Raw genomic sequence first — 21819 nt, 5'->3', positions numbered from 1 at the left:
GGGCGGCTCGACGGCGTGCCCGCTCCGGCTGATCGCACCGGACGCCTCGGAGACCGGTGCGCGGCCGGACGATCGGGCCGGTCGGGAGCCGGGGACCGGTAGTACCTGGATAGCTCGGCCCGGAGGCGGGAAACTGGTCTGGTGAACCGCGACGAACTCGCCGACTTCCTGCGCCGGCATCGGGAGGCCCTGCAACCGGCCGCCGTCGGCCTGCCCGAGGGGCCGCGCCGGCGTACGCCCGGCCTGCGCCGCGATGAGGTGTCCATGCTCGCGGGCATATCGACCGATTACTACACCCGGCTGGAGCAGGCGCGCGGTCCTCGGCCCTCCACGCAGGTGCTGGCCGCGCTCGCGCGGGCGCTGCGCTTCACCGACAACGAACGCGATCATCTCTACCATCTGGCAGGGCAGCAGCCGCCCGCGCGCGGCGGCGATACCCATGTCAGCCCGGCCATCCTGCACGTGCTCACCAAATTGGACGACACCCCCGCCTGCGTCATCTCGGATCTGGGTGAGGTGCTGGTGCAGAACCGCATGCACACCCTGGTCTCCGGCGATTTCTCCCAGCGCACCGGCCTGGACCGCTGTGTGCCCTGGCTCTGGTTCACCAGGCCCGCCGAGCGGGAGCGTTTCGCGGCGCAGGATCGGCCCGGCATGTCCCGGCATCATGTCGCCGGGCTGCGCGCCACCGCCGCGGCCCGCGCCGGCGCCGCCGATGTCACCGAGCTGGTGGCCCGATTGCGCGCTGTCAGTACGGAATTCGAGGAGCTCTGGAGTGCGCACGAGGTACGCCCCGAAGCCGGTCACGGCAAGCGCATAATCCACCCCGAGGTGGGACTGCTGGACCTGCTCTGCGAACCCCTACTCACCCCCAGCGCCACCCGCCAGCTCCTGGTCTACTACCCCCGCTCGGGCACCGACACCCAGGACAAACTGGACCTGCTCCGAGTGATCGGCACCCAAACCCTCACGCCGTGAAGCTCATTCGTGCGGGACTCCGCAGCGGCGTTTACGGGGTTTCAGGTGCAGGGGCGGGAGCGGGGGCGCGGGGATGCGCTGATCCGGGGTGTGCCCGGCGATATCCGGGAAGCGAGTGAGATCGTGTGCCTCCCAATCGTTTCGGGCCGCCTCGATCTCTTCGTGGCTGCGCGCCACGAAGTTCCACCACATGACCAGATCCTCGTCGAACGGCTCGCCGCCGATCAGCAGGGCGTGCGCGCCCGCGGTGCTGGTGATCGGGAGTTCGGCGCGGTCGCTGCCCAGGTAGAACAGGCTACCGGGGGCGGCGGTATGGCCGTCGGCGGTGAGTTCGCCCTCGATGACCAGGATGGCGTGCTCGAAATCCGGGTTCAGCGGCAGTGTCACCGCGGTTCCGGCATCCACCCGCAGATCCGCGCCGACGATCGGGGTGTACGCGGTGGCCGGTGAGGTCTGCCCGTCGAGCGAGCCGATCAGCACCGTGCCGCGCAGCCCGTCGCGCTTGAACTCCGGCAGCTCCCGGTGCTGTTCGAAATGCGGTGGGATGGCGGCGGTTTCGCCGGGCAGCGCGATCCACAGCTGGAGTCCGGCCCCGGATTCATGATCGGGCACCCGGTACTCCGAGTGTGCGATACCGCCCCCGGCGGTCATGATGTTCAGCTGTCCCGGCCAGATCTCCACATCCGACCCGACACTGTCGCGATGCCGGATGCGCCCGTTCAAAGGCCAAGTGACGGTTTGCAATCCGATATGCGGATGCGGATCGATATCGCTGCCGTGCGGTCGCGCGGTCGAGCCGGAGCCGAAATTGTCCAGGAAGCACCAGGCGCCCACGGTGGGCAGATCGCGCTGCGGCAGCGTCCGGAAGACGGTCACCCCGCGAACACCGCCGAGCGGTACCTCCCGGGCGGGGAAGCGCTCCGCGCGCCGTCCCGGCCGCCCGGACGATTCACACAGCGCCTCTTGGGGATTCGCCTCCAGATCGCTCATCGTTTGATGCCCTTTCCGACGACGTGCTCGTCATAGTCCGGGTGCTTGTCCAGCCAGGCCTTGATGAACGGGCAGCGGGGCACGATGGCCCGTCCGCGCGCGATCACATCCTCCACGGACTGCCGGGCCAGCGCACTGCCCAGTCCCTTACCGCCGAACGCCTTGTCCACCTCGGTGTGGATGAAGGTGGTGTCGCCATCGCGCTCGCGGTATTCGGTGAACCCGGCGAGCGAGTTGCCGTACCAGACTTCATAGCGGTGCTGCGCGTCATTGCGGACGACGGTCGCCACCACGGTTTGTTCGCTCATTGTTCAGTTCTCCTTCCGCACCCGCACCGGATGTCCGCTCAGGATCGAGACGCGATTGAACGCGCCGATGGTGGTCGCGGCCCAGATGAGGACCGACAGCTGGTCATCCGACAGGTGTTGCCGCGCAGCGGCGTACTCGCGCGCGATGCACTGTTCGTCCGGTATCGCGGTGACGGTTTCGGCGATGATGAGCGCGGCCCGCTCCTGGTCGGAGTACAGCTGCGGACTGCGCTGCCAGGCGTCCAGCACCGCGAGTTGCTGGGTGCTCACCCCGGCCTCCCGGGCGGCCCGGAAGTGCACGTCGAGGCAGAAGGCGCAGCCATTGAGCTGGGAGACGCGAACATTCACCAACTCCATCACCGCCCGCCCCAGATCGACTGCGGCAGCGGCGGTTCGGACGGCGGTGGCCACGCTGTTGAGCGCGTGATAGACCTCGGGTGTCTGCTTGTCTATCCAGACACGGTCATGGGATACGAGCGACTGCATAGTGGAGGCATAGTAAGCCGCCGAGATGAAACCCGCCCTCCGGTTCGCCGCGCGCGGCGTATTTTCTGAATCGAACCGTGTTCGGAATATCGGGCGGGTTGCCGGAGTTGGCAACCCAGCAGTATGTCGATCACGATCTCGGAGCGGCCATGAGCTCAACAGCGAGCGCCGGTGCGGTTGTCCGCACCCGCGTGCGAATTCCGCTGACCTTCGCAGACGGGTACGCCACCATCGCCGAGGCTGTCACCTTCGACGGCCTGGCCGACGGGCGCGAACACGTCGCCCTGGTGCTCGGCGAGCCCGCCGGCACCCCGCTGGTGCGGCTGCATTCGGAGTGTCTGACCGGTGATGTGTTCGGCTCGGCCCGCTGCGACTGCGGCCCGCAATTGCGCGAGGCCGTCGAGCTGATCAGCGAGGCCGGTGGCATCCTGCTCTATCTGCGTCAGGAGGGCCGCGATATCGGCCTCTACAACAAGCTCGACGCCTACGCGCTGCAGGACGGCGGCCTGGACACCTATCAGGCCAATGCCGCGCTCGGCCTGCCCGAGGACGCCCGCGACTACACCGCCGCCGCGCAGATGCTCACCGCGCTCGGCGTGGACGAGTTGGACCTGCTCACCAACAACCCCGAAAAGGCGCGCCAGCTCACCGGACTCGGCGTTCAGGTGGCGAGCATCGTACCCACCGGCGTGCACGCGACCCCGGACAATCTGCGCTACCTGCGCGCCAAGGTCGAGCACACCGGCCACACCATCAGCCTCGCGGGCTGACCGGGCGGTCCGGGAGGGTGTGCGAAAGGGCCTGTGGCGCTACGGTTTCACCACCGTGCGCCAGTCCGTCGCGTTCGGATTGCCCTCGTAGTGCGCGATCTTGCAGTCGAGGACGGCGATGGTCTGCTCGAGTTCCCTGATCTGGGCGAGCGCCTCCGCGCGGGTGCGATAGAACATCTCCAGGCGTTCGGGATAGGTGTGGTCCCCGGCGCGCACGAGTTCGGCGTAGCGCACCATATCGGCCACGGACATGCCGGTGCGGCGCAGTTTTCCGATGAGCGTGAGCCAGTCCAGGTCGCGATCGCAGAACCGCCGCTGCCCGGCGTGGTCGCGACCGACGGAATTGAGCAGGCCGATGCGCTCGTACCAGCGCAGGGTGTCGCGGGTGAGCCCGCTGCGCTCGGAGACCTCACCGATCGAATATCGCGGCAGGTCGTACTCGGCGCTCTGTGACGCGGACGGTTGGACGGGTGCGACCGCTGTGCCCATCGGCTCGCCTTTCTGTGCGGAGATACCGCCGACGCTAACTACCTGGAGTGCACTCCAAGCAAGCCCATTCTGCCGAAATTCGCTCCGGCGTGCCGGGGTGCGAGGTTGCCTCGACCCGGGACTCGGTGACCGGACGCGCCTACTCTGGGTGGCATGGCAAAAGAGATTGATCGGAATCGGGCGCGGTCGGCGCTGGAAACCGTGAAGGAACAACCGGTCATCGCCGCTATCGCGGCTCTGCCGGTGCTGGTGGTGCTCGGCGTGGTGTGGGCGCTGCTCGGGTTCTTCCCCGCGCTGCTCCTGCTGCTCGTGGCCGGGGGCGTGGTGGTCTGGCGGGGCAAACTACTCGGCTGAACCCCGTGGGTCGCGGGAGTCCGCGGTCCTAGCGCGGGACGTGGAAGGTGACCAGTTCACCCGTGCCCGGGTCGATCTCCGCCCACGGTCGATCGAACTCCAGGACGGCCAGCGCCGAGGTGGGGAATTTCGCGCTGAGTTCGTCCGCCGCCGCCGAATCCCGATTGGCGGCCAATTCCCATGCGGTCCACGGCATTCCGGGGGAGTGCCCGACCATCAACAGGGTCCGCACCGAATCATCGGTCAGCTGCGCCAATTCGATGAGCGCGTGCGGCGACGCCTCGTACATGGACTTCTCGTAGGTCACCGGTGCGGTGATGCCGGTCGCCGCGAGCGTTTCGCGCGTGCGGGTCGCGGTGGAGCAGAGCACCGCGTCGATGGGCGGCTGGGTCTCGCGCAGCCAGTCCCCGGCGAGTCCGGCCTCGCGCAGCCCGCGCGGCGCGAGCGGCCGTTCATGGTCCGCCACGCCGTCTGGGTAGCCGGATTTGCCGTGGCGCATCAAGATGAGAGTCCGAGCCATGTGCACTACGTTATGCTGCACCGCTCCACCTGCCGAGACCGGTCTCACAGCAAGCGATCCCGCTCCCGGCAGGAGACCCGCCTCACACTCGAGGCACACTGAAAGGTGCTGCCACACCTGCGTGCTGTGAGGTGCCGGAGCGCCGATATATTAGAACGTGTTCTACCGCCCTGCTCGAACCCCGAGCGGAGTAGCACCACGCGACTGTTTCGAGGATCTGCGAGATATGGCCTATGTGATCACGCAGCGTTGTTGCAACGACGCCAGCTGCGTACCCGAGTGTCCGGTCGATTGCATTCGTCCCACTCCGGAGCAACGCGAGTTCTCCACGACGGAGCAGCTCTACATCGATCCGGATACCTGCATCGACTGCGGCGCGTGTGTCGATGCCTGTCCGGTCGACGCGATCTTCTCCGAGGACGATCTGCTCGCCTCGCTGGCGCGGTTCAAGGACATCAATGCCGCGTACTTCGTCCGGCATCCGCTCGAATCCAACTTCGAGCCGCTGGTTCCGCCCACCCGCGCGCCCAAGGAGCTCGGCACGCTACGCGTGGCCGTCGTCGGCGCGGGTCCGGCGGCCTGCTACGCCGCCGAGGAGCTACTGCGCCGCGCCGATGTGGAGGTGGAGCTGTTCGACCGGCTGCCCACCCCCTACGGCTTGGTGCGCGCGGGCGTCGCCCCGGATCATCCGGGCACCAAATCGGTGTCGAGCCTGTTCGAATCGGCCTTCCGCCGCGACGCGCTGCAGTTCCGGCTCAATGTCGAGGTGGGCAAGCACATTTCGCATGAGGAACTGCTCGCGCACCACCACGCGGTGGTCTACGCGCACGGCGCCTCCACCGACCGCAGGCTCGACGTGCCCGGTGAGGATCTGCCCGGCAGCCACTCCGCCACCGAGTTCGTGGCCTGGTACAACGGCCATCCGGACTTCGCCGATCGCGAATTCGACCTGTCGGGTGAGCGGGCCGTCATCGTCGGCAATGGCAATGTGGCCCTGGACGTGGCGCGCGTGCTGACCGTCGATCCCGAGGAACTGGCCAAGACCGATATCGCCGATCACGCCCTGGATGCGCTGCGCCGCAGCAATATCCAGGAGGTCGTGGTGCTGGGCCGTCGTGGTCCGCTGCAGGCGGCCTACACCTCCTCGGAGTTCCTGGCACTCGGGCACCTGAAGGGCGTCGATGTCATCATCGATCCCGCCGAGCTGGAGCTGGATCCGGCCGGTCGGGCCGAACTGGACGATCCGGAGGTGGAGCCGTCGCTGGCCCTCAAGTACACCCTCGCCCGGGAGTACTCGGGCACCACGCCGACGCCGGGCAACAAGCGCATCGTCTTCCGCTACCTGGTCTCGCCGACCGCCCTCACCGGTGACGGCAAGGTCGAGACGGTCGAGTACGTGCACAACGAACTCGTCCAGGAGAACGGCAACACCGCCGCCCGCGCCTCGGACCGCACCGGCAGCCTGGACGCCTCGCTGGTGCTGCGCTCGATCGGCTACCGCGGTCAGCCCGTCGCCGATATCCCGTTCGACCAGAACCGGGGTGTGGTGCCGAATGTGGCCGGACGCGTCGTGGACGTCAATGGCGATCCGGTGCAGGGCGTGTACGTCTCGGGCTGGATCAAGCGCGGCCCGCGCGGCGTGATCGGCTCCAACCGCGTCGATTCGCAGGAGACCGTCGATCATCTGATCGAGGACTTCACCGCGGGCAAACTCGCTGCCCCGCAGGCGGATCGGGCCGCGCTGGACGCACTGCTCACCGAGCGTCAGCCCGATATGGTCGGCCGCGACGGCTGGAAGGCCATCGATCAGGCCGAGCGCACCGCGGGCAAGGCGGCCGGCCGCCCCCGGGTGAAGTTCACCAGCCTCGAGGACCTGCTCAAGGCCGCCAAGGGCTAGCCCCGGCGGTGCAACGAACCGTGGCCCACCCGAACCGGGTGGGCCACGGTCGTTTTCGCGGGTGCCGGGGTTACCGCGCGAGCAGGTTGATCAGCAGCCCGTCCTTGGCGCAGGCGGACGGCGCCTGGGCATCGGGCTGGGCATTGCAGCTCCAGCCGTCGATGGTGGCGACATCGGTATCGCTGACCGATCGCACGTACCGCGTCGCGACATCGATGGCCTCGGTGCAGCCGACGCGCCCGGCCGGGGTGCCGACGGCGATGATGGTGCGGGTGCCGCCGCCCGCATCGGTGACGGTGCCGCAGTCGGCATTGTCGACCGGGCCCGCGGTGATGGTCGGCGGGTTGGTCGTCGTGGGCGGGACCGGCGGATTCGGGGCGGCCGTACCGCGCAGGCCGATCAGGAACCCGTCCTTGAAGCAGATATGCGGAACGGTGTTGTCCGGCTGCGGTTCACAGGTCCAGCCGTCGACCTGCACGGCATCGCCGCCGCGGGTGGCGTTCACATAGTCGCCGGCGACCGTGATGGCCTCGGTACAGCCCGGAACACCGGCCTGATTCGAGTACGCGATCACATTCGCCGAAGCGCCGTTGGCCCCGGTGATCGGCCCGCAGTCGACGTCGGCGGGCGTGGGCGCGGGCGGAATGGGCGGCCGGGCCGGATTGGGGGACAGGGTCGGGCGCGCGGTCGGCAGCGCGGTCTGGCCCGAGGTGGTGGCGGTCGTGGTGGCCGACTTGGCGGTCGTGGTGGTGCTGCTCTTCGCCGAGTCCGAGGAGCCGCCGCAGGCGGCCAGCCCGGCGATCAGCAGCGGCGTGACGGCGAGCAGCGCATAACTGGCGGGTTTCATCCGGCGATCTCCTGTTCTCGACCACCTCGCGGCGATCGGCCTGTGCAGAGTGTGCCAGGCAAACATTCAGCGATCGCGATTTGCGATGGGAATGTCCGGCGAACAAGCGATTTCGAACCCGCGACTCACTCCGTGGGCAGCGGTCCGATTCGCACCGTCGTGGTGGTGATGCCGCCGACCACGAACCACAGCCGCAACACCGGATGCCCGGTCCGGTCACCCGGTTCGTACCGGCTGCGCACAGTTACGTGCTGCCGCGCCAGCACCGGTGCGATGTACTCGATGACCGCCCGGTGCGGTCCGGCCACCAGCTTCGGATAATCCACCAGGTACTGCTCCACGGCCTGCCAGTAGGCGGCATTGTTCACGTGGTTGTACTGGTCGATATCGGTGGCGCGCACCGGATAGGTCAGATCCGTGTCCGACTCCGGGGGCGTGTGATCGGTGAGCATGGGCCGCCAGCGCAGCCGGTGCTCACTGGTGGTGCGGGCGAGTTCGGCCAGGCCCTCATCGCTGATGCGGGTCGGCATATTGGTGAACTCGTTGATATTGATCCAGAAGCCCTCGGTCTCGATGAGACCGCCGTTCTCGCTGGTGATCCGCACCCGCATATTGGTCCACCGGGTCGACATGGCCGAACACCAGCGGGTCAACTCCACCCGCTCGGGCCAATGGATCGGGCGGACCACGTCCACGATGGTGCGCCGCACGATCCAGGCCGGGTCGGTGCGGTGGAAGAACCCGGAATGCATTTCCTCCCAGGCAATATCCTGCAAATAGCGGGCTACGGCATCGAACCGCAGCCGCTGATAGGGATCCACGTCGCCAGCCCGGACTGGCCACGCCGAGGCGAAGCCCATGCCCTCCTGGGGAAGCGGGGCGAGTGGCTGATCGACTGACACTTGGTGCTCCTCGCGCTGCACGGTGTGCCGCGTTTCGTGCGGTGCTTGCTGTGACATGACTTTACGGGGCGTGCGTCACACACTCGCGTCGAGTCGACTCATACTCCTATCAGTCCGGCCGACTTCTTCCCGGGGCATGACAGGGGAGAGTGTGGCCCGTAACCTTTTCCCGTTGCAAGACAGCACCATGGGAGGGTCGCGGGTGGCCAACGGGGACAGGGCCGGCTCGCGGTTCGGACAGTGCGAATTGCGGCGATTACTCGGCGTGGGCGGTATGGGGAGCTCTACGAGGCCTACGACTCCGTCCGCGATCGCGCGGTCGCGCTGAAACCGCTCGATATCGAACTCGCCAAATCCGCCACCTATGTGGAGCGCTTCCGCCGCGAATCCCGCACCGCGGCCCGCCTGCAGGAACCGCATGTCATGCCGGTGCACGACTGGGGTGAGGTGGACGGGGTGCTGTACATCGATATGCGCCTGGTCAACGGGTGCGACCTGCGTGAGCACCTGGCCGGGCGGGGCCCGCTGGAGCCGCGCCGGGCGGTCGAGGTGGTGGAGCAGGTCGCCGCCGCCCTGGACGCCGCCCACCAGATCGGACTGGTGCATCGCGATGTGAAACCCGCCAATATTCTGCTGACCGGCGAATTATTCGCCTATCTGGTCGATTTCGGTATCGCACACCGAATCCGACGCCCAATCGACGAGTACGGGCAGCGCCATCGGATCATTCGGATATATGGCGCCCGAGCGTTTCGAGCACAGTACGGCGGTCGCGCCGAGCGCGGATGTGTGCGCGCTGGCGTGCGTGCTCTATGAAAGTCTCACCGGTACGCCGCCTTTCAGGCCGACAACAATCTGTCCACCATTCGCGCGCACATGATGTCCGAGCCGCCGCGGCCCAGTGCCCGGCGTTGCCTCCGGGGTCATGACAGGCGGGCTCGCGGGCCGTAGCCTTTTCGGTGGGGCGGGACTCACACAGGGGAGGCGGCGCGACGTGGCCGCAGGAGACAGGGCCGGTCAACGGTTCGGACAGTACGAATTGCGACGCCTGCTCGGCGTCGGCGGCATGGGCGAGGTCTACGAGGCCTACGACACCGTCCGCGATCGCACCGTCGCGATCAAACTCCTGGATGTGGAGCTGGCCAAATCGCCCACCTATGTGGAGCGGTTCCGGCGCGAATCGCATTCCGCCGCCCGCCTGCAGGAGCCGCATGTCATCCCGGTGCACGACTGGGGTGAGGTGGACGGGGTGCTGTTCATCGATATGCGCCTGGTGCTCGGGCGGGACCTGAAGGCGTATATCGCCGCCGAGGGGCCGATGCCGCCGCAGCACGCGGTCGGCGTGGTGGAGCAGATCGCCGCGGCCTTGGACGCCGCACATCGGATCGGGCTGGTGCACCGCGATATCAAACCCGCGAACATCCTGCTCACCGGTGAACTCTTCGCCTACCTGGTGGATTTCGGGATCGCGCACACGGAATCGGATGCGCAGCTGACCAGTATGGGCAGCGCCATCGGATCGTTCGCGTATATGGCGCCGGAACGCTTCGAACACGACAGTGCCGCGTCGGCGAGCGCGGACATCTACGCGCTGGGCTGTGTGCTGTACGAAAGCCTCACCGGCGAAATACCTTTCAAGACCGACAGCAATCTCGCCACCATTCGCGCCCATATGATGGCCCCGCCGCCGCGCCCGAGCGCGCGCACCGGCGTGCCCGCCAGCTTCGACGACATCATCGCGACCGCCATGGCCAAGGATCCGGCCCGCCGCTACGGCACCGCCGGGCAGCTCGCCCGCGCCGCCCGGGTGGCCCTGCTGCACGCCGACGGTCAGGTGACCCGCACCTCGATCGGGCCGACCGTGGTGGTTCCCCCTGCGGGGCAACCATTTCCGCCGCGAAGCCCGCAGGCATCCGGCCCGTCCGGCTCCTCGGGTCCGGTCGGCCCCGGCGAGCACCCGTCGAGTTCGCTCGGTTACGGCGAATACCGTTCGGGTCCTGTCAATTACGGCGAGCACCCGTCGGGCACTGTCGGGTACGGCGACCATCGGTCCGGGCAGGTGGACTATCAGGCGTCGCAGCCGACCAGGTACGGCATTCCCACCATTCCGCCGCGTGAACATCCCTCCGCCCCACTGCCGCTGCCGCCCGCGCGGGAGCGCAGCACACTGCCCATACTGGTCGGTGCGCTCATCGCCGTGGTGCTCATGCTCGGCGGCACTCTGGGCTGGCTGTTGTTGTCCGGCAAGGATAATGGCGGTACCACGGCCGGGCCCGGAACAAGCCGCCCGGTGCCGAGCGGGCTGACCGCGAGCAATGTCACCACCGTGAACACCACCCACCCCGGCGCGACCACCGCGCCCGCCACCCCGGCGCTGCCCGCCTTCATCGGCTCCGTATCCGGCACGGACGCACAGGGTTTCGCGAGCAATCCGCGCTGCGATGCCGATAATCCCGCCTACGCCATCGGCCGCACCGCCGCCTCCCGGGTGCTGATCTGCCGCACCGGGGTGGGCCGCTACTACTACAAGGGCGTCCGCAACAGCGATGGCGCGGGCATCGAACTCGACGATCCGGTTCCGGACGGTTCGGGCGGCTTCCTGATCACCAATCCCGGCGACGGCACCCGCTACACCGTCACCGCCGCGGCGCTGACCATCGTCTCGGGTGGCAAAGTCGTCGCCGATGAGGCCATGATCGAATACGCGCACCGCTGACCCGCCGTGCTCGGTCGGCACGCCAACGGTGACACGCCGCCTGTGCATGGGTTACGTTCGGCGGAGTATCCAAAGCTGGGTTGATCGGAGTGATGGCATGCGTGCAGCCGTGGTGAGCAAGCTGGAAGGCCCCGAGAGCATCGAGGTGCTCGATATGCCGGAGCCCGCGGCTTACCCCGGCGGGGTGGTCATCGAGGTGCACGCGGCCGGTATCGCCTTCCCGGATGTCCTGATGACCCGCGGGCAGTACCAGATGAAGCCGCAGCTGCCGTACATCGTCGGCGGTGAGGTGGCGGGCATCGTCCGTGAGGCCCCGGCGGACGCGCACGTGCGGGCCGGTGACCGGGTGGTCGCGCTGACCCTGCTCGGCAATGCCGTCGCCGAAGTCGCGGTCGCCCCCGTCGACATGGTCTTCACACTGCCCGACAACGTCTCCCTGGAGGCCGGTGCGGGTGTGCTCTTCAACGATCTCACCGTGCACTTCTGCCTGACCAAGCGCGGCCGCCTGGCACCGGGCGAGACCGTGCTGGTGCACGGCGCGGCAGGCGGTATCGGCACCTCCACGCTGCGCATGGCCAAGGCGCTCGGCGCGGGCCGCGTCATCGCCGTGGTGAGCACCGAGGAGAAGGCCGAGGTGGCCCGCGCCAACGGCGCCACCGATGTGGTGCTCACCGACGGCTGGCTCGCCGCGGTCAAGGAGCTCACCGGTGGGCGCGGGGTCGATATCGTGCTCGATCCCGTCGGCGGTGACCGCTTCACCGACAGCATTCGCTCACTCGCCTCGGCGGGCCGGGTGCTGGTGGTCGGCTTCACCGCGGGTGATATCCCGACCGTGAAGGTGAATCGCCTGCTGCTCAACAATGTCGAGGTGATCGGCGCGGCCTGGGGTGAATGGGTCATGTCGCATCCGGGTTATCTGCGGGAGCAGTGGGAGCAGGTCGCACCGCTGCTCGCCAATGGCGATATCGCCCCGCCGGAGCCGGTGCTGTACAGCCTGGCGCATACCGCGGAGGCGGTGTCGGCGCTGGACAAGCGCACCGCCACCGGCAAGGTCGTGGTCACCCTCCGCTGAGCCGGATATCCCGTAGCGTGGGCGAATTGTGAAGCTCTCCAACCGGGTTCTGAACCGTACGCTGCTCGCGCGCCAGCACCTGCTGGCGCGCGGCACGCTCGGCGCGGCGCAACTCTGCGATCACCTGATCGGTCTGCAGGCGCAGGATATGCTGCCGCCCTTCCTCGCATTGTGGAGCCGCACAGTCGATTTCGACCCGGCCACCGTATCGGCGGCGCTGGACGACCGGTCCCTGGCGCGAATCACCCTGATGCGCGGCACCATTCACCTGGTCACCCCGCCGGACGCGCTGCGCATCGCACCGCATATCCAGCCGGAACTCGAAAAGATCCCGTTCCGTAAGGGATTCAACTACGGGGCCATGGTCGGCCTCGACCCGGACGAGGTGCGCGCGCACGGGGAGCGGGTGCTCGGCGACGAACCCATGTCCGCCGCCGAACTGCGCGCCCGGGCCGCCGAGCTGTACCCCGACCGCGATCCCGGCGCGGTACTGCAAACCTGGCTCTACCAGCTACCGGTCCTGCAGACCCCGCCGCGCGGTCGCTGGCGGGACAGCAGCCGCCCGGTGTGGTCCCGCGTCGAACCCTGGCTCGGCGCGCCCCTGGACCACACCTACCCCCTGGAAGAGCTGCTGCTGCGCTATCTGCGCGCCTTCGGCCCGGCCACCACCATGGATATGCAGACCTGGTCCAAGCTCACCGGAATGAAGGCCGCCGTCGCGAAACTCGGCGACCGCGTCCGCACGTACACCGACGACCGCGGCCGCACCCTGTACGACGCCGCCGACGCCGAACTCGCCGATCCCGAACTCCCGGCCCCGGTCCGGCTGCTCGGCTGGTACGACAATCTCCTGCTCTCCCACCAGGACCGCGGCCGCATCATCCCGGACGGCGTGGCCCCGCCACTACAGTCCTTCGCCGCCCAGGTCTCGCCGGTCCTGGTGGACGGCTACCTCTGCGGCATCTACAAGATCTTCACCACCGGCGACACCGCCCGCCTGCGCATCAGCCCGCGGCGGAACTGGACCGGGACAGAACAGGCCGCCGTCGAATCCGAAGCGCGGGCCCTGCTCAAGTTCGTCGAACCCGATCGCACACCCACCGTGGAAATCCTGCCCGCAGGCACGAACCTCAAGCCCTGAACCCTCCTCGTCAGCCTGAAGCCGCTTCGGCGCGCCCCGTTCGACGTTGCCCCTTCGGCGCGGCCCTCTCGACTCAGCCCTCTCGACTCAGCTCTCTTGTCATCCCGGCGCGGTTTTGGCCGGGATCCACCCGACCGGCTGGCACGCCGCAGGTGCGGATCCCGGCCAAAAGCATGCCGGGATGACGAGGGGCTGGTGTCGGGATGGCGAGGGGCTGGTGTCGGGATGACGGGATGGCACTGGATGCGGTCGGGGCGGTGGGCTGGGCCGAGAGGGTTAACTCCCATGCAACATCGGGTGGTTAGGCTCGGGCCACGGCGTTCATGGCTGCAACGGACGCATGTGCACCGCCTGGAAGGGGTGGGCGAACCAGCCGCATTTCCCGGAGGAATGCCGCATGGTGCCCGCAACAGCTCTGTCCGCAGTCATCGGTGACGTCACCGTCTACGCCGCCACCGACCAAGGCCCGCAATGGGTTTCGGGTCAGGATGTGGTGATCGAGGACGGTCGAATCGTCGCGATCGGTCCCGGCGCGGCCGATACCGGGAGCGAGAGTCCGCGCGCGGACGGTCGCGTCGGCCATCTCATTCCCGGATTCGTGAACACCCACACGCATTTGCAGCAGTCGATACTGCGCGGGGCGGGGGAGGGGCTGCCGCTGCTCGAATGGTTGCACTGCGTAGGCGAATTCACGGTGGCGGCGACGCCGCAGCAGACCTACCTCGCGGCGCTCGCGGGTGGTCTGGAACTGCTGCGCAGCGGGGTCACCACCGTGGTCGAGCATATGTGGCCGAGCCCGTCGGATCGGGTGCACACCGCCGCCCTTCGGGCCTTGCGCGAGTTGGGGATTCGGGTCGTCTTCGGCCGCGGTGTCGCCGATCGCCCCGACCCGACCCGCAAGTGGGGAATGGATCCCCGTCTGGTGCAACCGCTTTCGGAGGTCTTCGCGCATATCGACCAGCTGGACAAGGATCTCGCGGGCTCCCGGATCAGCACCGCGCTGGCGGTGCCCAACCCGCGCTGCCTGACCCCCGAGGGTATGGCGGCCGTGCGCGAGTACGCCGACGCCACCGGCAAGACCATCTCCATCCATCTGCTCGAGACCGACACCGATGAGGATATGTGCCGACTGCACGCGGACTGCTCGGCCGTCGACTACCTGGACGCCGGTGGTCTGCTCGGCGAGCGCACCCTCGCCGTGCACTGCGTGCGACTCGACGAATACGGCCGTGCCCGCCTGGCCGAACGCGGAGTCTCGGTGTCCTACAACCCGTTGAGCAATATGCGACTCGGCAGCGGCGTCGCCCCGATTCCCGACATGCTCGCCGCCGGAATAGGTGTCGGCCTCGGCGTGGACGGCGCGGCCTCCAATGACACCCAGGACATGCTGCTGGCCCTGCGCATGGGCGCGTATCTGCAACGCGCACAACATAAGCGGGCCGATCTGCTCGGTTTCCACGACATGATGCGCCTGGCCACCCGCGGTGCGGCCCGCGCGCTGGGCGATCCCGCGACGCATTCCGGTCTGGCCGTCGGTGACCGCGCGGACCTGACGCTCATTCGCTTCGACCGTGACTTCGCCTGCCTGCCCGCGCGTGATCCCGGGGCCATGCTGCTCACCACCGGTTCACCCCGGGTGGTGGACACGGTATGGGTGGACGGTGAACCGGTGATCCGCGACGGCCGCAGCACTCGGGTGGACGAGCGGGAGCTGGTCCGGCAGCTGACAGGCATGCAATAACAGTTAATTAGCTGGAAACAGACGCGCGATTGCATGTAATCGACATCTACAACACTGATCTCACGCACGAAGTGCACGCAATATAAGTGAGAGAAGGTGAGTGCGGTGGTCCTGCACGACACGGTGCGCATCCCGGCCGGGACAACGGCAACCGAACCGCCCGATACGGAGATCTCCTTCAGCGGCATCGGAAAGCGCTACGCGGACACCGGCTCCGGTGCGGTCGTGGCCCTGGCCGATATCGATCTGGCGGTGCGGCGCGGTGAATTCGTCGCCGTCGTAGGACCCTCCGGCTGCGGTAAGTCCACCCTGCTGCGCCTGGCCGCCGGTCTGGAACCGCCGACCTCGGGAACCATTGCGGTGCAGACCGATTCGGTCGGCTTCATCTTCCAGGAGGCCACCCTGCTGCCGTGGCGCAAGGTGCTGCGCAATGTGGAGCTCAGTGCCGAACTGCGCGGGATCGGCCGCACCGCCCGGCGCGAACGCGCCACCCGCGCCCTGGCCGCCGTCGGTCTCGCCGATTTCGCGGGAAAACTCCCCGGTCAGCTCTCCGGCGGTATGCGCATGCGGGTCTCGCTGGCCCGCGCCCTCACCCTGGAACCCGAGCTCATGCTGCTGGACGAGCCCTTCGGGGCATTGGACGAGATCACCCGGCTGGGCATGCAGGAGGAACTGCTGCGGCTCTACCGCGACAACGCCTTCACCGCGCTGTTCATCACCCATTCGGTCTCGGAGGCGGTCTTCCTGGCGGGCCGCGTGGTGGTCATGTCCGTCCGCCCCGGCCGGGTGCACGAGGTCATCGATGTCGACCTGCCGTATCCGCGCGGCCGGGAACTGCGCTTCGAGCCCGCCTTCACCGAACTGGTGGCGCGGGTCTCCCGATCCCTGAAGGAGGCTTCGTAATGGTCGGTCTCGCCGTCTCCGCCCCGGTGCTCACCCGGCCCGCGTGGCGCATTCCCTATCGCCTGCTGCGCAAAGCCATTGTGCCGCTGGTCTGTACGGGTCTGGCGCTGGGCGCCTGGTACACGGTCTCGCTGGTGCTGCTGGCCCCGGACCGCCGCTTCCTGCTGCCGCCGCCGCATCGGGTATTCGCCGAATCCCTCTCCGATCCGGCGAAATTGGAGGTGATGCTGCGCGCGCTGGCGGTGACCGCCCGGGTCGCGGTCACCGGACTGTTCTTCGCCACCCTGATCGGTGTCGCCCTCGGCGTGCTGATGAGTCAGGCCAAGGTCGTCGAACGCGTCGTTTACCCCTACGCCGTTGTGCTACAGGCAATTCCGGTGCTGGCCGTGGTGCCGCTCATCGGCCTCTGGTTCGGCTACGGACTGACCGCTCGCACCATGGTCTGCGTACTCATCGCGGTACACCCGATCATCGCCATGACCCTGTTCGGCATTCAATCCGTCGACAGGAACCTGCGCGAACTCTTCATCCTGGGCCGCGCGAATCGACTGCGCCGCTTGATTTCCCTGGAACTCCCGGCCGCGCTGCCGTCCATCATGGCGAGCCTGCGCACCGCCGCCGGGCTCTCGGTGACCGGTGCGGTCATCGGGGACATGTTCTTCGCCAAGGGAAAACCCGGTATCGGCACCCTGCTCGACACCTACCGCTCCCGGCTGCAATCGGAGGATCTGCTCGCCGCCCTGCTGCTGGCCGCCCTCTTCGGTGTCGCGGTCTTCGCCCTCTTCACCGCCGCCCAGCGCCTCACCGTCGGCCGCTGGCACGCCTCCGGCCGCTGAATCATCAACACCCTGTGGAGAACTCATGCACAACTCGCTGCGCGCGCTGAGCCTGGCCGCCCTCGCGACCGTCGTGGTCGCCACCGGCTCGGCCTGCTCCGATTCCGAAACCGATTCCGCGGCCGTACAACTGCCCGCCGCACCCGCCGAACAACAGCTCGCCGGAGCCTGCCCGGCCACCGTGGTGGTGCAGTTGCAGTGGGAACCCGAGACCGACTCCGGCCCCATCTTCGGCCTGCTCGGACCGGGCTATCACGTCGACTCCGACAACAACAAGGTCACCGGCCCGCTGGTGGTGGACGGTAAGGATACCGGCGTCAAGCTGGAGATCCGGGCGGGCGGACCGGCCATCGGCTTCCAGACCGTGCCCTCGCAGATGTACGTCGACTCCTCGATCACCCTGGGGCTCACGCATTCCGAACACGCCATCGCCGCCGCCGGCAAACAGCCCATTGTCGCGGTCACCACGCTGCTGAAGGGCAGCCCGCAGATGCTGATGTGGGATCCCAAGACCCACCCGGACTGGCACGGTATCGCCGATATCGGTAAAGCCGGTGTGCCCGTGGTGGTTTCCCAGGGACAGTTGTACCCGGACTGGCTGGTGTCGCGCGGACTGCTGCACGCCGGGCAGATCGACAACTCCTACGACAACGGCCCCTCCCGCTTCGTCGCCGACCCCAGCTTCGCCCAGCAGGGCTTCGCCAACTCCGAGCCGTACGTCTACGAGCACGAGGTGCAGGCGTGGAACAAGCCGGTCGGCTACCAACTGCTACGCGATGTCGGCTACGAGGGCTACGCCCGGACCGTGAACGTGCGCAAGGACAAGCTGAACGAACTGCGGCCCTGCCTGCTCAAGCTGGTCCCCATGATCCAAAGGGCCACAGCGCAATTCCGCGCCGACCCGGCCCATGTCAATGAGGTCGTCGTGGATGTGGTCGCCAAGAGCGCCAACTTCACCCCCTACAGCGCGGGCCAGGCCGCCTTCGGCTCCAAGACCCTCATCGACAGCGGGCTCATCGGCCCCGACGCCGACGGCGTGATCGGCAGCTTCGACGAGGCCCGGGTGCAGCGTGTGATCGACGAATTCGCGCCCATTCTGCGCAAGGGCGGTGCGAACGTCCCCGCCGGGCTCAGCGCCCGCGACCTGGTCGACAAGGAGTTCCTCGACACCGCCGTCACCGCCGGCTGACCACCGAAATCATCTACCGGACAAGGATTCCCATGAGCAACGACACCGCCGAAGTCGCGCGCGAGAAGCAGATGGGCGGACTCGGGGCCGAGGCCGCCCGCGATATCGCCATTATCGACCTCACCGACTTCGACGAGCGCCGCGCCGAGATCACCGACCAGCTCTGGACCGCCGCCACCGAGATCGGCTTCTTCCAACTCTCCGGCCACGGCATCCCGCGGGAACAGATGGACGCCGTATTCGCCCTCACCGCGGACTTCTTCGCCCTGCCCGAACCGGTGAAAGCGCAGTATCCGCTGGTCAAGGCCGACAATGCCGGATGGGAGAGCCTGAGCCAGGTGCGCCCCTCCATCGGCGTCCCGGACCAGAAGGAGTCCTACCAGATCACCCGCCCGCATATGACCGGTCGCTGGCCCAGCGAAGCCGAACTGGCCGGATTCACCACCGCCATACTGGATTTCGAATACCGCTGCTGGCAGGTCGCCATGCGGGTGCTGTCCTGTTTCGCCGACCGGCTCGGCCTGCCGCGCGAACACTTCACCGCCGCACACGATCCCGGCTCCGAGCAGTACCAATCCACCCTGCGACTGCTGCACTACTTCGCCGTCCCGCCCGAGCTGCGCGATGTCCCCGGCCGCTGGCGCGCCGGCGCGCACACCGACTTCGACTGCCTCACACTGCTTTTCCAGCGCGACGGCCAGGGCGGGCTCCAGGTCTGCCCCGGTAAGGAGATGGCCGAACAGCAGTGGACCTCCATCACTCCGTCGTCGGCGCTCATCACCTGCAATATCGGCGACATGCTCACCCGCTGGAGCGATGACCTGCTGCCCTCCAACTTCCACCGGGTGCGCAGTCCGGGCCGGGACGAATACCAGGGCGACCGCTACAGCATCGCCTACTTCGCACAGGCCGACCGCGATGCCGTCATCCAGGGCCCGCGCGGCGCCTACCCGCCCGTCACCGCCGCCGACTTCCTCGCCGAGCGCGTGCGGGCCAACTACCGGCCGCAAGGGTAATTTCGTACCGATCAGGAAAGGACCGCTATGACCGAACCGGACAGTGAGCTGCTCGGCCCCTCCGTACACCGGCAGCTGCGCCAGCTCGTGCTCTCCGGTGAACTGGCGCCGGGCGCACCGCTGAGCGTGCTGGCCCTGTCCGCACGGCTCGGGGTGAGCCGCAGTCCGGTTCGAGAGGCGGTACAGCAGCTCATCTACGAGGGGCTGGCGGTGAACGTCCCGCACGCGGGCGCACGCGTCGCCGTGGTGGACGACGACCAGATCCGCGATGTGCTCGCCGTCCGCTCGGTCCTGGACGGTCTGGCGGCAGCCGGAGCCGCCACCCGGGTCACCGAATTCGACCTCGGCAAACTCACCGCCATGCTCTCGGCCCAGGACGACAATCTGCGCGACAACGCCGATCCGGCCCGGGACACCGTGCTGGACTTGGAATTCCACACCTTCATCCGCGAACGCTCGGGCAATCGCACCCTCGCCGACGAACTCTCCCGCCTCGAGGCCCAGGCCCACCTCTACCGCGGCGACCTGTGGACCCACCCCCGCAACCGCCGCACCGCCCTGCGCGAACACCGCCGCATCCTCGAAGCCCTCGAATCCGGGCATCCCGGCGACGCCCGCGCGGCGGCCGAGGCACACGTCTGCGGGTTGATCACCCGCATGGATCGCCTCTGATCGCGGAGCGTTCGGGGTTCGGGGCGAAGCCCCGGAACCTGGCGGCGGCGTGCCGCGGGGATTTGGGGGCGCAGCCCCCAAGGCCCAGCGTCAGCGTCACTACACCGTTCTCAATGTGAATTGCGGTATGCCGGAGCCTTACTCGACCCCGCGGGGGTGAGGGTGCGCAGCAATGGCAGCGTGCGCTGGGTGACCACCGTCGACAGCACGATCACACTGTGCGACCGCGAGATCGACGCGCTGCGATCGATGCTCAACAGCACACTCTGCAATCCGGCATGCGAATCCGCGCCGATCCGGCACAGCACATCGCTGGATCCGGTGGTGGCATAGGCCTCGAGGACGCCGGGAATCGCCTCCAGATCGGTGGCGACCGCGTCCAGCGCACCCTGGGTTATCTCCAGTGTCACGAAGGCCTGCACATCGAATCCCGCTGCGGTGACATCGATCTGCGGATCGTAGGAGGCGATCACACCCGCCTCCTCCATGCGCGCGATCCGGGACTGCACCGTCGCGCGCGCGACTCGGGTGCGCCGCGACAGCTCCAGAATCCCAGCCTTCTGGTACTCGTGCATGGCGGTCAGGATGGCCAGGTCAAGTTCGTCCAGCTTGGCGGGCGTGCGTGCCATGGCGGGACCTCCGCTCCGGGTGATGAGGTATTCAAATTGTCCAGCACCAGCCCGGAAATGGTGGCGTAATTCACCAGGGTGTCTACGAGAAATCGCCGATATTGCTCAGCTGATCGCACGACGATTTCCTGGACACATGAGCATCGAGGTTGCTGGACAAGAGACCGAGGATCTCCGCCGACTGGTCGGGCTGATCGATCACGACGCCACCGCCGACCCCTTCCCCGTCCTCGGCTGGGACGCCCTGGTCTGGACCGTCGGCAATGCCACCCAGACCGCCCACTATCTGGAATCCGCCTTCGGCATGCGCCTGGAGGCGTACTCCGGCCCCGAGACCGGCAACCGCGATCACAAGGCCTTCGTACTGCGCAGCGGCGGCGCGCGTTTCGTGGTTCGCGGTGCGGTCGACCCCGGCAGTTCCCTGATCGCCCACCATGACCGGCACGGCGACGGCGTCACCGATATCGCCCTCGAGGTCCCCGATGTGGACCGCTGCATCGATTGGGCGCGCACGCACGGCGCCACCATCCTGGTCGAACCACATGACGAGACAGACGATTTCGGCACCGTCCGCTCCGCCGCCATCGCCACCTACGGCGAGACCCGGCACTCGCTCATCGACCGCTCCCGCTACGACGGCCCCTACCTGCCCGGATTCATCACCCGCCGTTCGGGATTCGAGCCGCGGGCCGGTGCGCCCAAGCGCGTGTTCCAGGCCATCGACCATGTGGTCGGCAATGTGGAACTCGGGAAGATGGACGAATGGGTCGAGTTCTACCGCCGCGTCATGGGTTTCGAGAATATGGCCGAATTCGTCGGCGACGATATCGCCACCGACTACTCCGCGCTCATGAGCAAGGTGGTGGCCAATGGCAACCACCGGGTCAAGTTCCCGCTCAATGAACCGGCGGTGAGCCGCAAGAAGTCTCAGATCGACGAGTACCTGGAGTTCTATCGCGGCCCGGGCGTCCAGCACATCGCACTGGCCACCGGCGATATCCTCACCGCGGTCGACACCCTGCGCCGCGAGGGCGTCGAATTCCTGGACACCCCCGACACCTATTACGAGGACGCCGAACTCCGTTCCCGCATCGGCCACGTCCGGGTTCCGGTGGCGGAGTTGCAGCGCCGTGGCATCCTGGTCGACCGCGATGAGGACGGCTATCTGCTGCAGATCTTCTGCAAGCCCATCACCGACCGCCCCACCGTTTTCTTCGAACTCATCGAACGGCACGGCTCGCTCGGCTTCGGCAAGGGCAATTTCAAGGCGCTGTTCCAGGCCATCGAGCGCGAGCAGGAGGCCCGCGGAAATCTGTGAGCCGCTGTTCACGGTCGCGTCGCGCCCTACCGCGCACGCGTCGGT

The 21819-nt window shown here is 67.8% G+C and carries 22 protein-coding genes and 1 pseudogene; 15 read left to right on the top strand and 8 right to left on the bottom strand.

From position 1 onward, the window contains the following. Positions 1–141 precede the first annotated feature (141 nt). On the top strand, positions 142–978 hold the full coding sequence (locus NA10_RS11190; protein ID WP_067566947.1) for a helix-turn-helix transcriptional regulator: 837 nt from the start codon (positions 142–144) through the stop codon (positions 976–978). Between the two features lie 3 nt (positions 979–981). Here NA10_RS11190 and NA10_RS11185 read toward each other — a convergent pair whose 3' ends face one another. From NA10_RS11185 to NA10_RS11175, 3 genes are read right to left on the bottom strand one after another with little or no spacing between them, the layout of a single operon-like run. Then, on the bottom strand, positions 982–1968 hold the full coding sequence (locus NA10_RS11185; protein WP_067566945.1) for a pirin family protein: 987 nt from the start codon (positions 1966–1968) through the stop codon (positions 982–984). Then, positions 1965–2276, bottom strand: coding sequence for a GNAT family N-acetyltransferase (locus NA10_RS11180; RefSeq protein WP_067566943.1), 312 nt, complete (start codon positions 2274–2276; stop codon positions 1965–1967). The genes NA10_RS11185 and NA10_RS11180 overlap by 4 nt, the downstream gene beginning before the upstream one ends. A 3-nt stretch (positions 2277–2279) precedes the next feature. Next, a complete protein-coding gene (locus NA10_RS11175) occupies positions 2280–2762 on the bottom strand; it encodes a carboxymuconolactone decarboxylase family protein (protein WP_067566941.1) in 483 nt (160 codons plus the stop codon). 149 nt (positions 2763–2911) lie between these two features. On the opposite strand from NA10_RS11175, the gene NA10_RS11170 reads away from it, so the two are divergent. After that, positions 2912–3532 (top strand): GTP cyclohydrolase II, encoded by a 621-nt coding sequence (locus tag NA10_RS11170; protein WP_067567099.1) that lies wholly within the window; start codon positions 2912–2914, stop codon positions 3530–3532. A gap of 39 nt (positions 3533–3571) precedes the next feature. Here the strand turns inward: NA10_RS11170 and NA10_RS11165 are convergent, their stop codons facing one another. Then, a complete protein-coding gene (locus NA10_RS11165; protein WP_067566939.1) occupies positions 3572–4021 on the bottom strand; it encodes a MerR family transcriptional regulator in 450 nt (149 codons plus the stop codon). A 153-nt stretch (positions 4022–4174) separates the two neighbouring features. Between NA10_RS11165 and NA10_RS11160 the strand changes: the two genes are divergently transcribed. Then, a complete protein-coding gene (locus tag NA10_RS11160) occupies positions 4175–4375 on the top strand; it encodes a hypothetical protein (RefSeq protein WP_067566937.1) in 201 nt (66 codons plus the stop codon). Positions 4376–4403: 28 nt separating this feature from the next. Here NA10_RS11160 and NA10_RS11155 read toward each other — a convergent pair whose 3' ends face one another. Next, positions 4404–4895 carry a SixA phosphatase family protein gene (locus tag NA10_RS11155; protein ID WP_067567097.1) on the bottom strand — a complete coding sequence of 164 codons (492 nt, stop codon included), beginning with the start codon at positions 4893–4895 and terminating at the stop codon, positions 4404–4406. Between the two features lie 226 nt (positions 4896–5121). Here NA10_RS11155 and NA10_RS11150 point away from each other — a divergent pair, with 226 nt between their 5' ends. Then, on the top strand, positions 5122–6792 hold the full coding sequence (locus NA10_RS11150) for an FAD-dependent oxidoreductase (RefSeq protein ID WP_067566935.1): 1671 nt from the start codon (positions 5122–5124) through the stop codon (positions 6790–6792). A gap of 70 nt (positions 6793–6862) precedes the next feature. Here the strand turns inward: NA10_RS11150 and NA10_RS11145 are convergent, their stop codons facing one another. Together NA10_RS11145 and NA10_RS11140 are read right to left on the bottom strand one after the other, a co-directional pair. Further along, positions 6863–7639, bottom strand: coding sequence for a hypothetical protein (locus tag NA10_RS11145; RefSeq protein ID WP_067566933.1), 777 nt, complete (start codon positions 7637–7639; stop codon positions 6863–6865). A gap of 125 nt (positions 7640–7764) precedes the next feature. Beyond that, positions 7765–8541 (bottom strand): acyl-[acyl-carrier-protein] thioesterase, encoded by a 777-nt coding sequence (locus NA10_RS11140; protein ID WP_067567095.1) that lies wholly within the window; start codon positions 8539–8541, stop codon positions 7765–7767. A gap of 187 nt (positions 8542–8728) precedes the next feature. Between NA10_RS11140 and NA10_RS11135 the strand changes: the two are divergent. The 10 genes and pseudogenes from NA10_RS11135 to NA10_RS11090 all read left to right on the top strand — a co-directional run. Then, positions 8729–9453: pseudogene (locus tag NA10_RS11135) on the top strand (serine/threonine-protein kinase); the annotation flags it as partial. An 82-nt stretch (positions 9454–9535) separates the two neighbouring features. Continuing rightward, a complete protein-coding gene (locus NA10_RS11130; protein WP_067566930.1) occupies positions 9536–11257 on the top strand; it encodes a serine/threonine-protein kinase in 1722 nt (573 codons plus the stop codon). A gap of 97 nt (positions 11258–11354) precedes the next feature. Continuing rightward, positions 11355–12329, top strand: a complete 975-nt coding sequence (locus NA10_RS11125) for an NADPH:quinone oxidoreductase family protein (RefSeq protein WP_067566928.1) — start codon at positions 11355–11357, stop codon at positions 12327–12329. A gap of 28 nt (positions 12330–12357) precedes the next feature. After that, entirely contained in the window at positions 12358–13470 is a 1113-nt protein-coding gene (locus tag NA10_RS11120) for a winged helix DNA-binding domain-containing protein (RefSeq protein ID WP_067566926.1), read from the top strand. 397 nt (positions 13471–13867) lie between these two features. Continuing rightward, complete coding sequence (locus NA10_RS11115) at positions 13868–15211, top strand: amidohydrolase family protein (RefSeq protein ID WP_067567093.1); 1344 nt, start codon at positions 13868–13870, stop codon at positions 15209–15211. 105 nt (positions 15212–15316) lie between these two features. Beyond that, on the top strand, positions 15317–16114 hold the full coding sequence (locus NA10_RS11110; RefSeq protein WP_084514538.1) for an ABC transporter ATP-binding protein: 798 nt from the start codon (positions 15317–15319) through the stop codon (positions 16112–16114). Further along, complete coding sequence (locus tag NA10_RS11105) at positions 16114–16950, top strand: ABC transporter permease (RefSeq protein ID WP_084514528.1); 837 nt, start codon at positions 16114–16116, stop codon at positions 16948–16950. The genes NA10_RS11110 and NA10_RS11105 overlap by 1 nt, the downstream gene beginning before the upstream one ends. 25 nt (positions 16951–16975) lie before the next feature. Beyond that, entirely contained in the window at positions 16976–18139 is a 1164-nt protein-coding gene (locus NA10_RS11100) for a nitrate ABC transporter substrate-binding protein (RefSeq protein ID WP_067566924.1), read from the top strand. A 32-nt stretch (positions 18140–18171) separates the two neighbouring features. After that, a complete protein-coding gene (locus tag NA10_RS11095; RefSeq protein ID WP_067566922.1) occupies positions 18172–19155 on the top strand; it encodes an isopenicillin N synthase family dioxygenase in 984 nt (327 codons plus the stop codon). A 27-nt stretch (positions 19156–19182) separates the two neighbouring features. Beyond that, positions 19183–19827 carry a GntR family transcriptional regulator gene (locus NA10_RS11090; protein WP_067566920.1) on the top strand — a complete coding sequence of 215 codons (645 nt, stop codon included), beginning with the start codon at positions 19183–19185 and terminating at the stop codon, positions 19825–19827. Positions 19828–19937: 110 nt separating this feature from the next. On the opposite strand, the gene NA10_RS11085 is transcribed toward NA10_RS11090, so the two are convergent. Beyond that, the gene (locus NA10_RS11085; RefSeq protein ID WP_067566918.1) at positions 19938–20456 is read right to left on the bottom strand and encodes an Lrp/AsnC family transcriptional regulator; all 519 of its coding nucleotides are present in this window, start codon (positions 20454–20456) and stop codon (positions 19938–19940) included. A 136-nt stretch (positions 20457–20592) separates the two neighbouring features. Between NA10_RS11085 and hppD the strand changes: the two genes are divergently transcribed. Beyond that, positions 20593–21774, top strand: coding sequence for a 4-hydroxyphenylpyruvate dioxygenase (gene hppD, locus NA10_RS11080; RefSeq protein ID WP_067566916.1), 1182 nt, complete (start codon positions 20593–20595; stop codon positions 21772–21774). The last annotated feature ends 45 nt before the right edge of the window (positions 21775–21819 follow it).

It is taken from the genome of Nocardia acidivorans NBRC 108247 (genome assembly GCF_001625085.1).
GTDB lineage: Bacteria > Actinomycetota > Actinomycetes > Mycobacteriales > Mycobacteriaceae > Nocardia > Nocardia acidivorans.
The sequence above is the reverse complement of the archived record's forward strand: the minus strand, read 5'-3'. Positions and strand labels throughout refer to the sequence as shown.

What these genes read in the sequence shown, in the direction of transcription:
- NA10_RS11085 (WP_067566918.1), bottom strand. Translation starts at nt 20,456, where the DNA reads ATGGCACGCACGCCCGCCAAGCTGGACGAACTTGACCTGGCCATCCTG.
- NA10_RS11155 (WP_067567097.1), bottom strand. Translation starts at nt 4,895, where the DNA reads ATGGCTCGGACTCTCATCTTGATGCGCCACGGCAAATCCGGCTACCCA.
- NA10_RS11175 (WP_067566941.1), bottom strand. Translation starts at nt 2,762, where the DNA reads ATGCAGTCGCTCGTATCCCATGACCGTGTCTGGATAGACAAGCAGACA.
- NA10_RS11105 (WP_084514528.1), top strand. Translation starts at nt 16,114, where the DNA reads ATGGTCGGTCTCGCCGTCTCCGCCCCGGTGCTCACCCGGCCCGCGTGG.
- NA10_RS11095 (WP_067566922.1), top strand. Translation starts at nt 18,172, where the DNA reads ATGAGCAACGACACCGCCGAAGTCGCGCGCGAGAAGCAGATGGGCGGA.
- hppD (WP_067566916.1), top strand. Translation starts at nt 20,593, where the DNA reads ATGAGCATCGAGGTTGCTGGACAAGAGACCGAGGATCTCCGCCGACTG.
- NA10_RS11125 (WP_067566928.1), top strand. Translation starts at nt 11,355, where the DNA reads ATGCGTGCAGCCGTGGTGAGCAAGCTGGAAGGCCCCGAGAGCATCGAG.
- NA10_RS11180 (WP_067566943.1), bottom strand. Translation starts at nt 2,276, where the DNA reads ATGAGCGAACAAACCGTGGTGGCGACCGTCGTCCGCAATGACGCGCAG.
- NA10_RS11165 (WP_067566939.1), bottom strand. Translation starts at nt 4,021, where the DNA reads ATGGGCACAGCGGTCGCACCCGTCCAACCGTCCGCGTCACAGAGCGCC.
- NA10_RS11185 (WP_067566945.1), bottom strand. Translation starts at nt 1,968, where the DNA reads ATGAGCGATCTGGAGGCGAATCCCCAAGAGGCGCTGTGTGAATCGTCC.
- NA10_RS11090 (WP_067566920.1), top strand. Translation starts at nt 19,183, where the DNA reads ATGACCGAACCGGACAGTGAGCTGCTCGGCCCCTCCGTACACCGGCAG.
- NA10_RS11115 (WP_067567093.1), top strand. Translation starts at nt 13,868, where the DNA reads ATGGTGCCCGCAACAGCTCTGTCCGCAGTCATCGGTGACGTCACCGTC.
- NA10_RS11150 (WP_067566935.1), top strand. Translation starts at nt 5,122, where the DNA reads ATGGCCTATGTGATCACGCAGCGTTGTTGCAACGACGCCAGCTGCGTA.
- NA10_RS11160 (WP_067566937.1), top strand. Translation starts at nt 4,175, where the DNA reads ATGGCAAAAGAGATTGATCGGAATCGGGCGCGGTCGGCGCTGGAAACC.
- NA10_RS11170 (WP_067567099.1), top strand. Translation starts at nt 2,912, where the DNA reads ATGAGCTCAACAGCGAGCGCCGGTGCGGTTGTCCGCACCCGCGTGCGA.
- NA10_RS11100 (WP_067566924.1), top strand. Translation starts at nt 16,976, where the DNA reads ATGCACAACTCGCTGCGCGCGCTGAGCCTGGCCGCCCTCGCGACCGTC.
- NA10_RS11145 (WP_067566933.1), bottom strand. Translation starts at nt 7,639, where the DNA reads ATGAAACCCGCCAGTTATGCGCTGCTCGCCGTCACGCCGCTGCTGATC.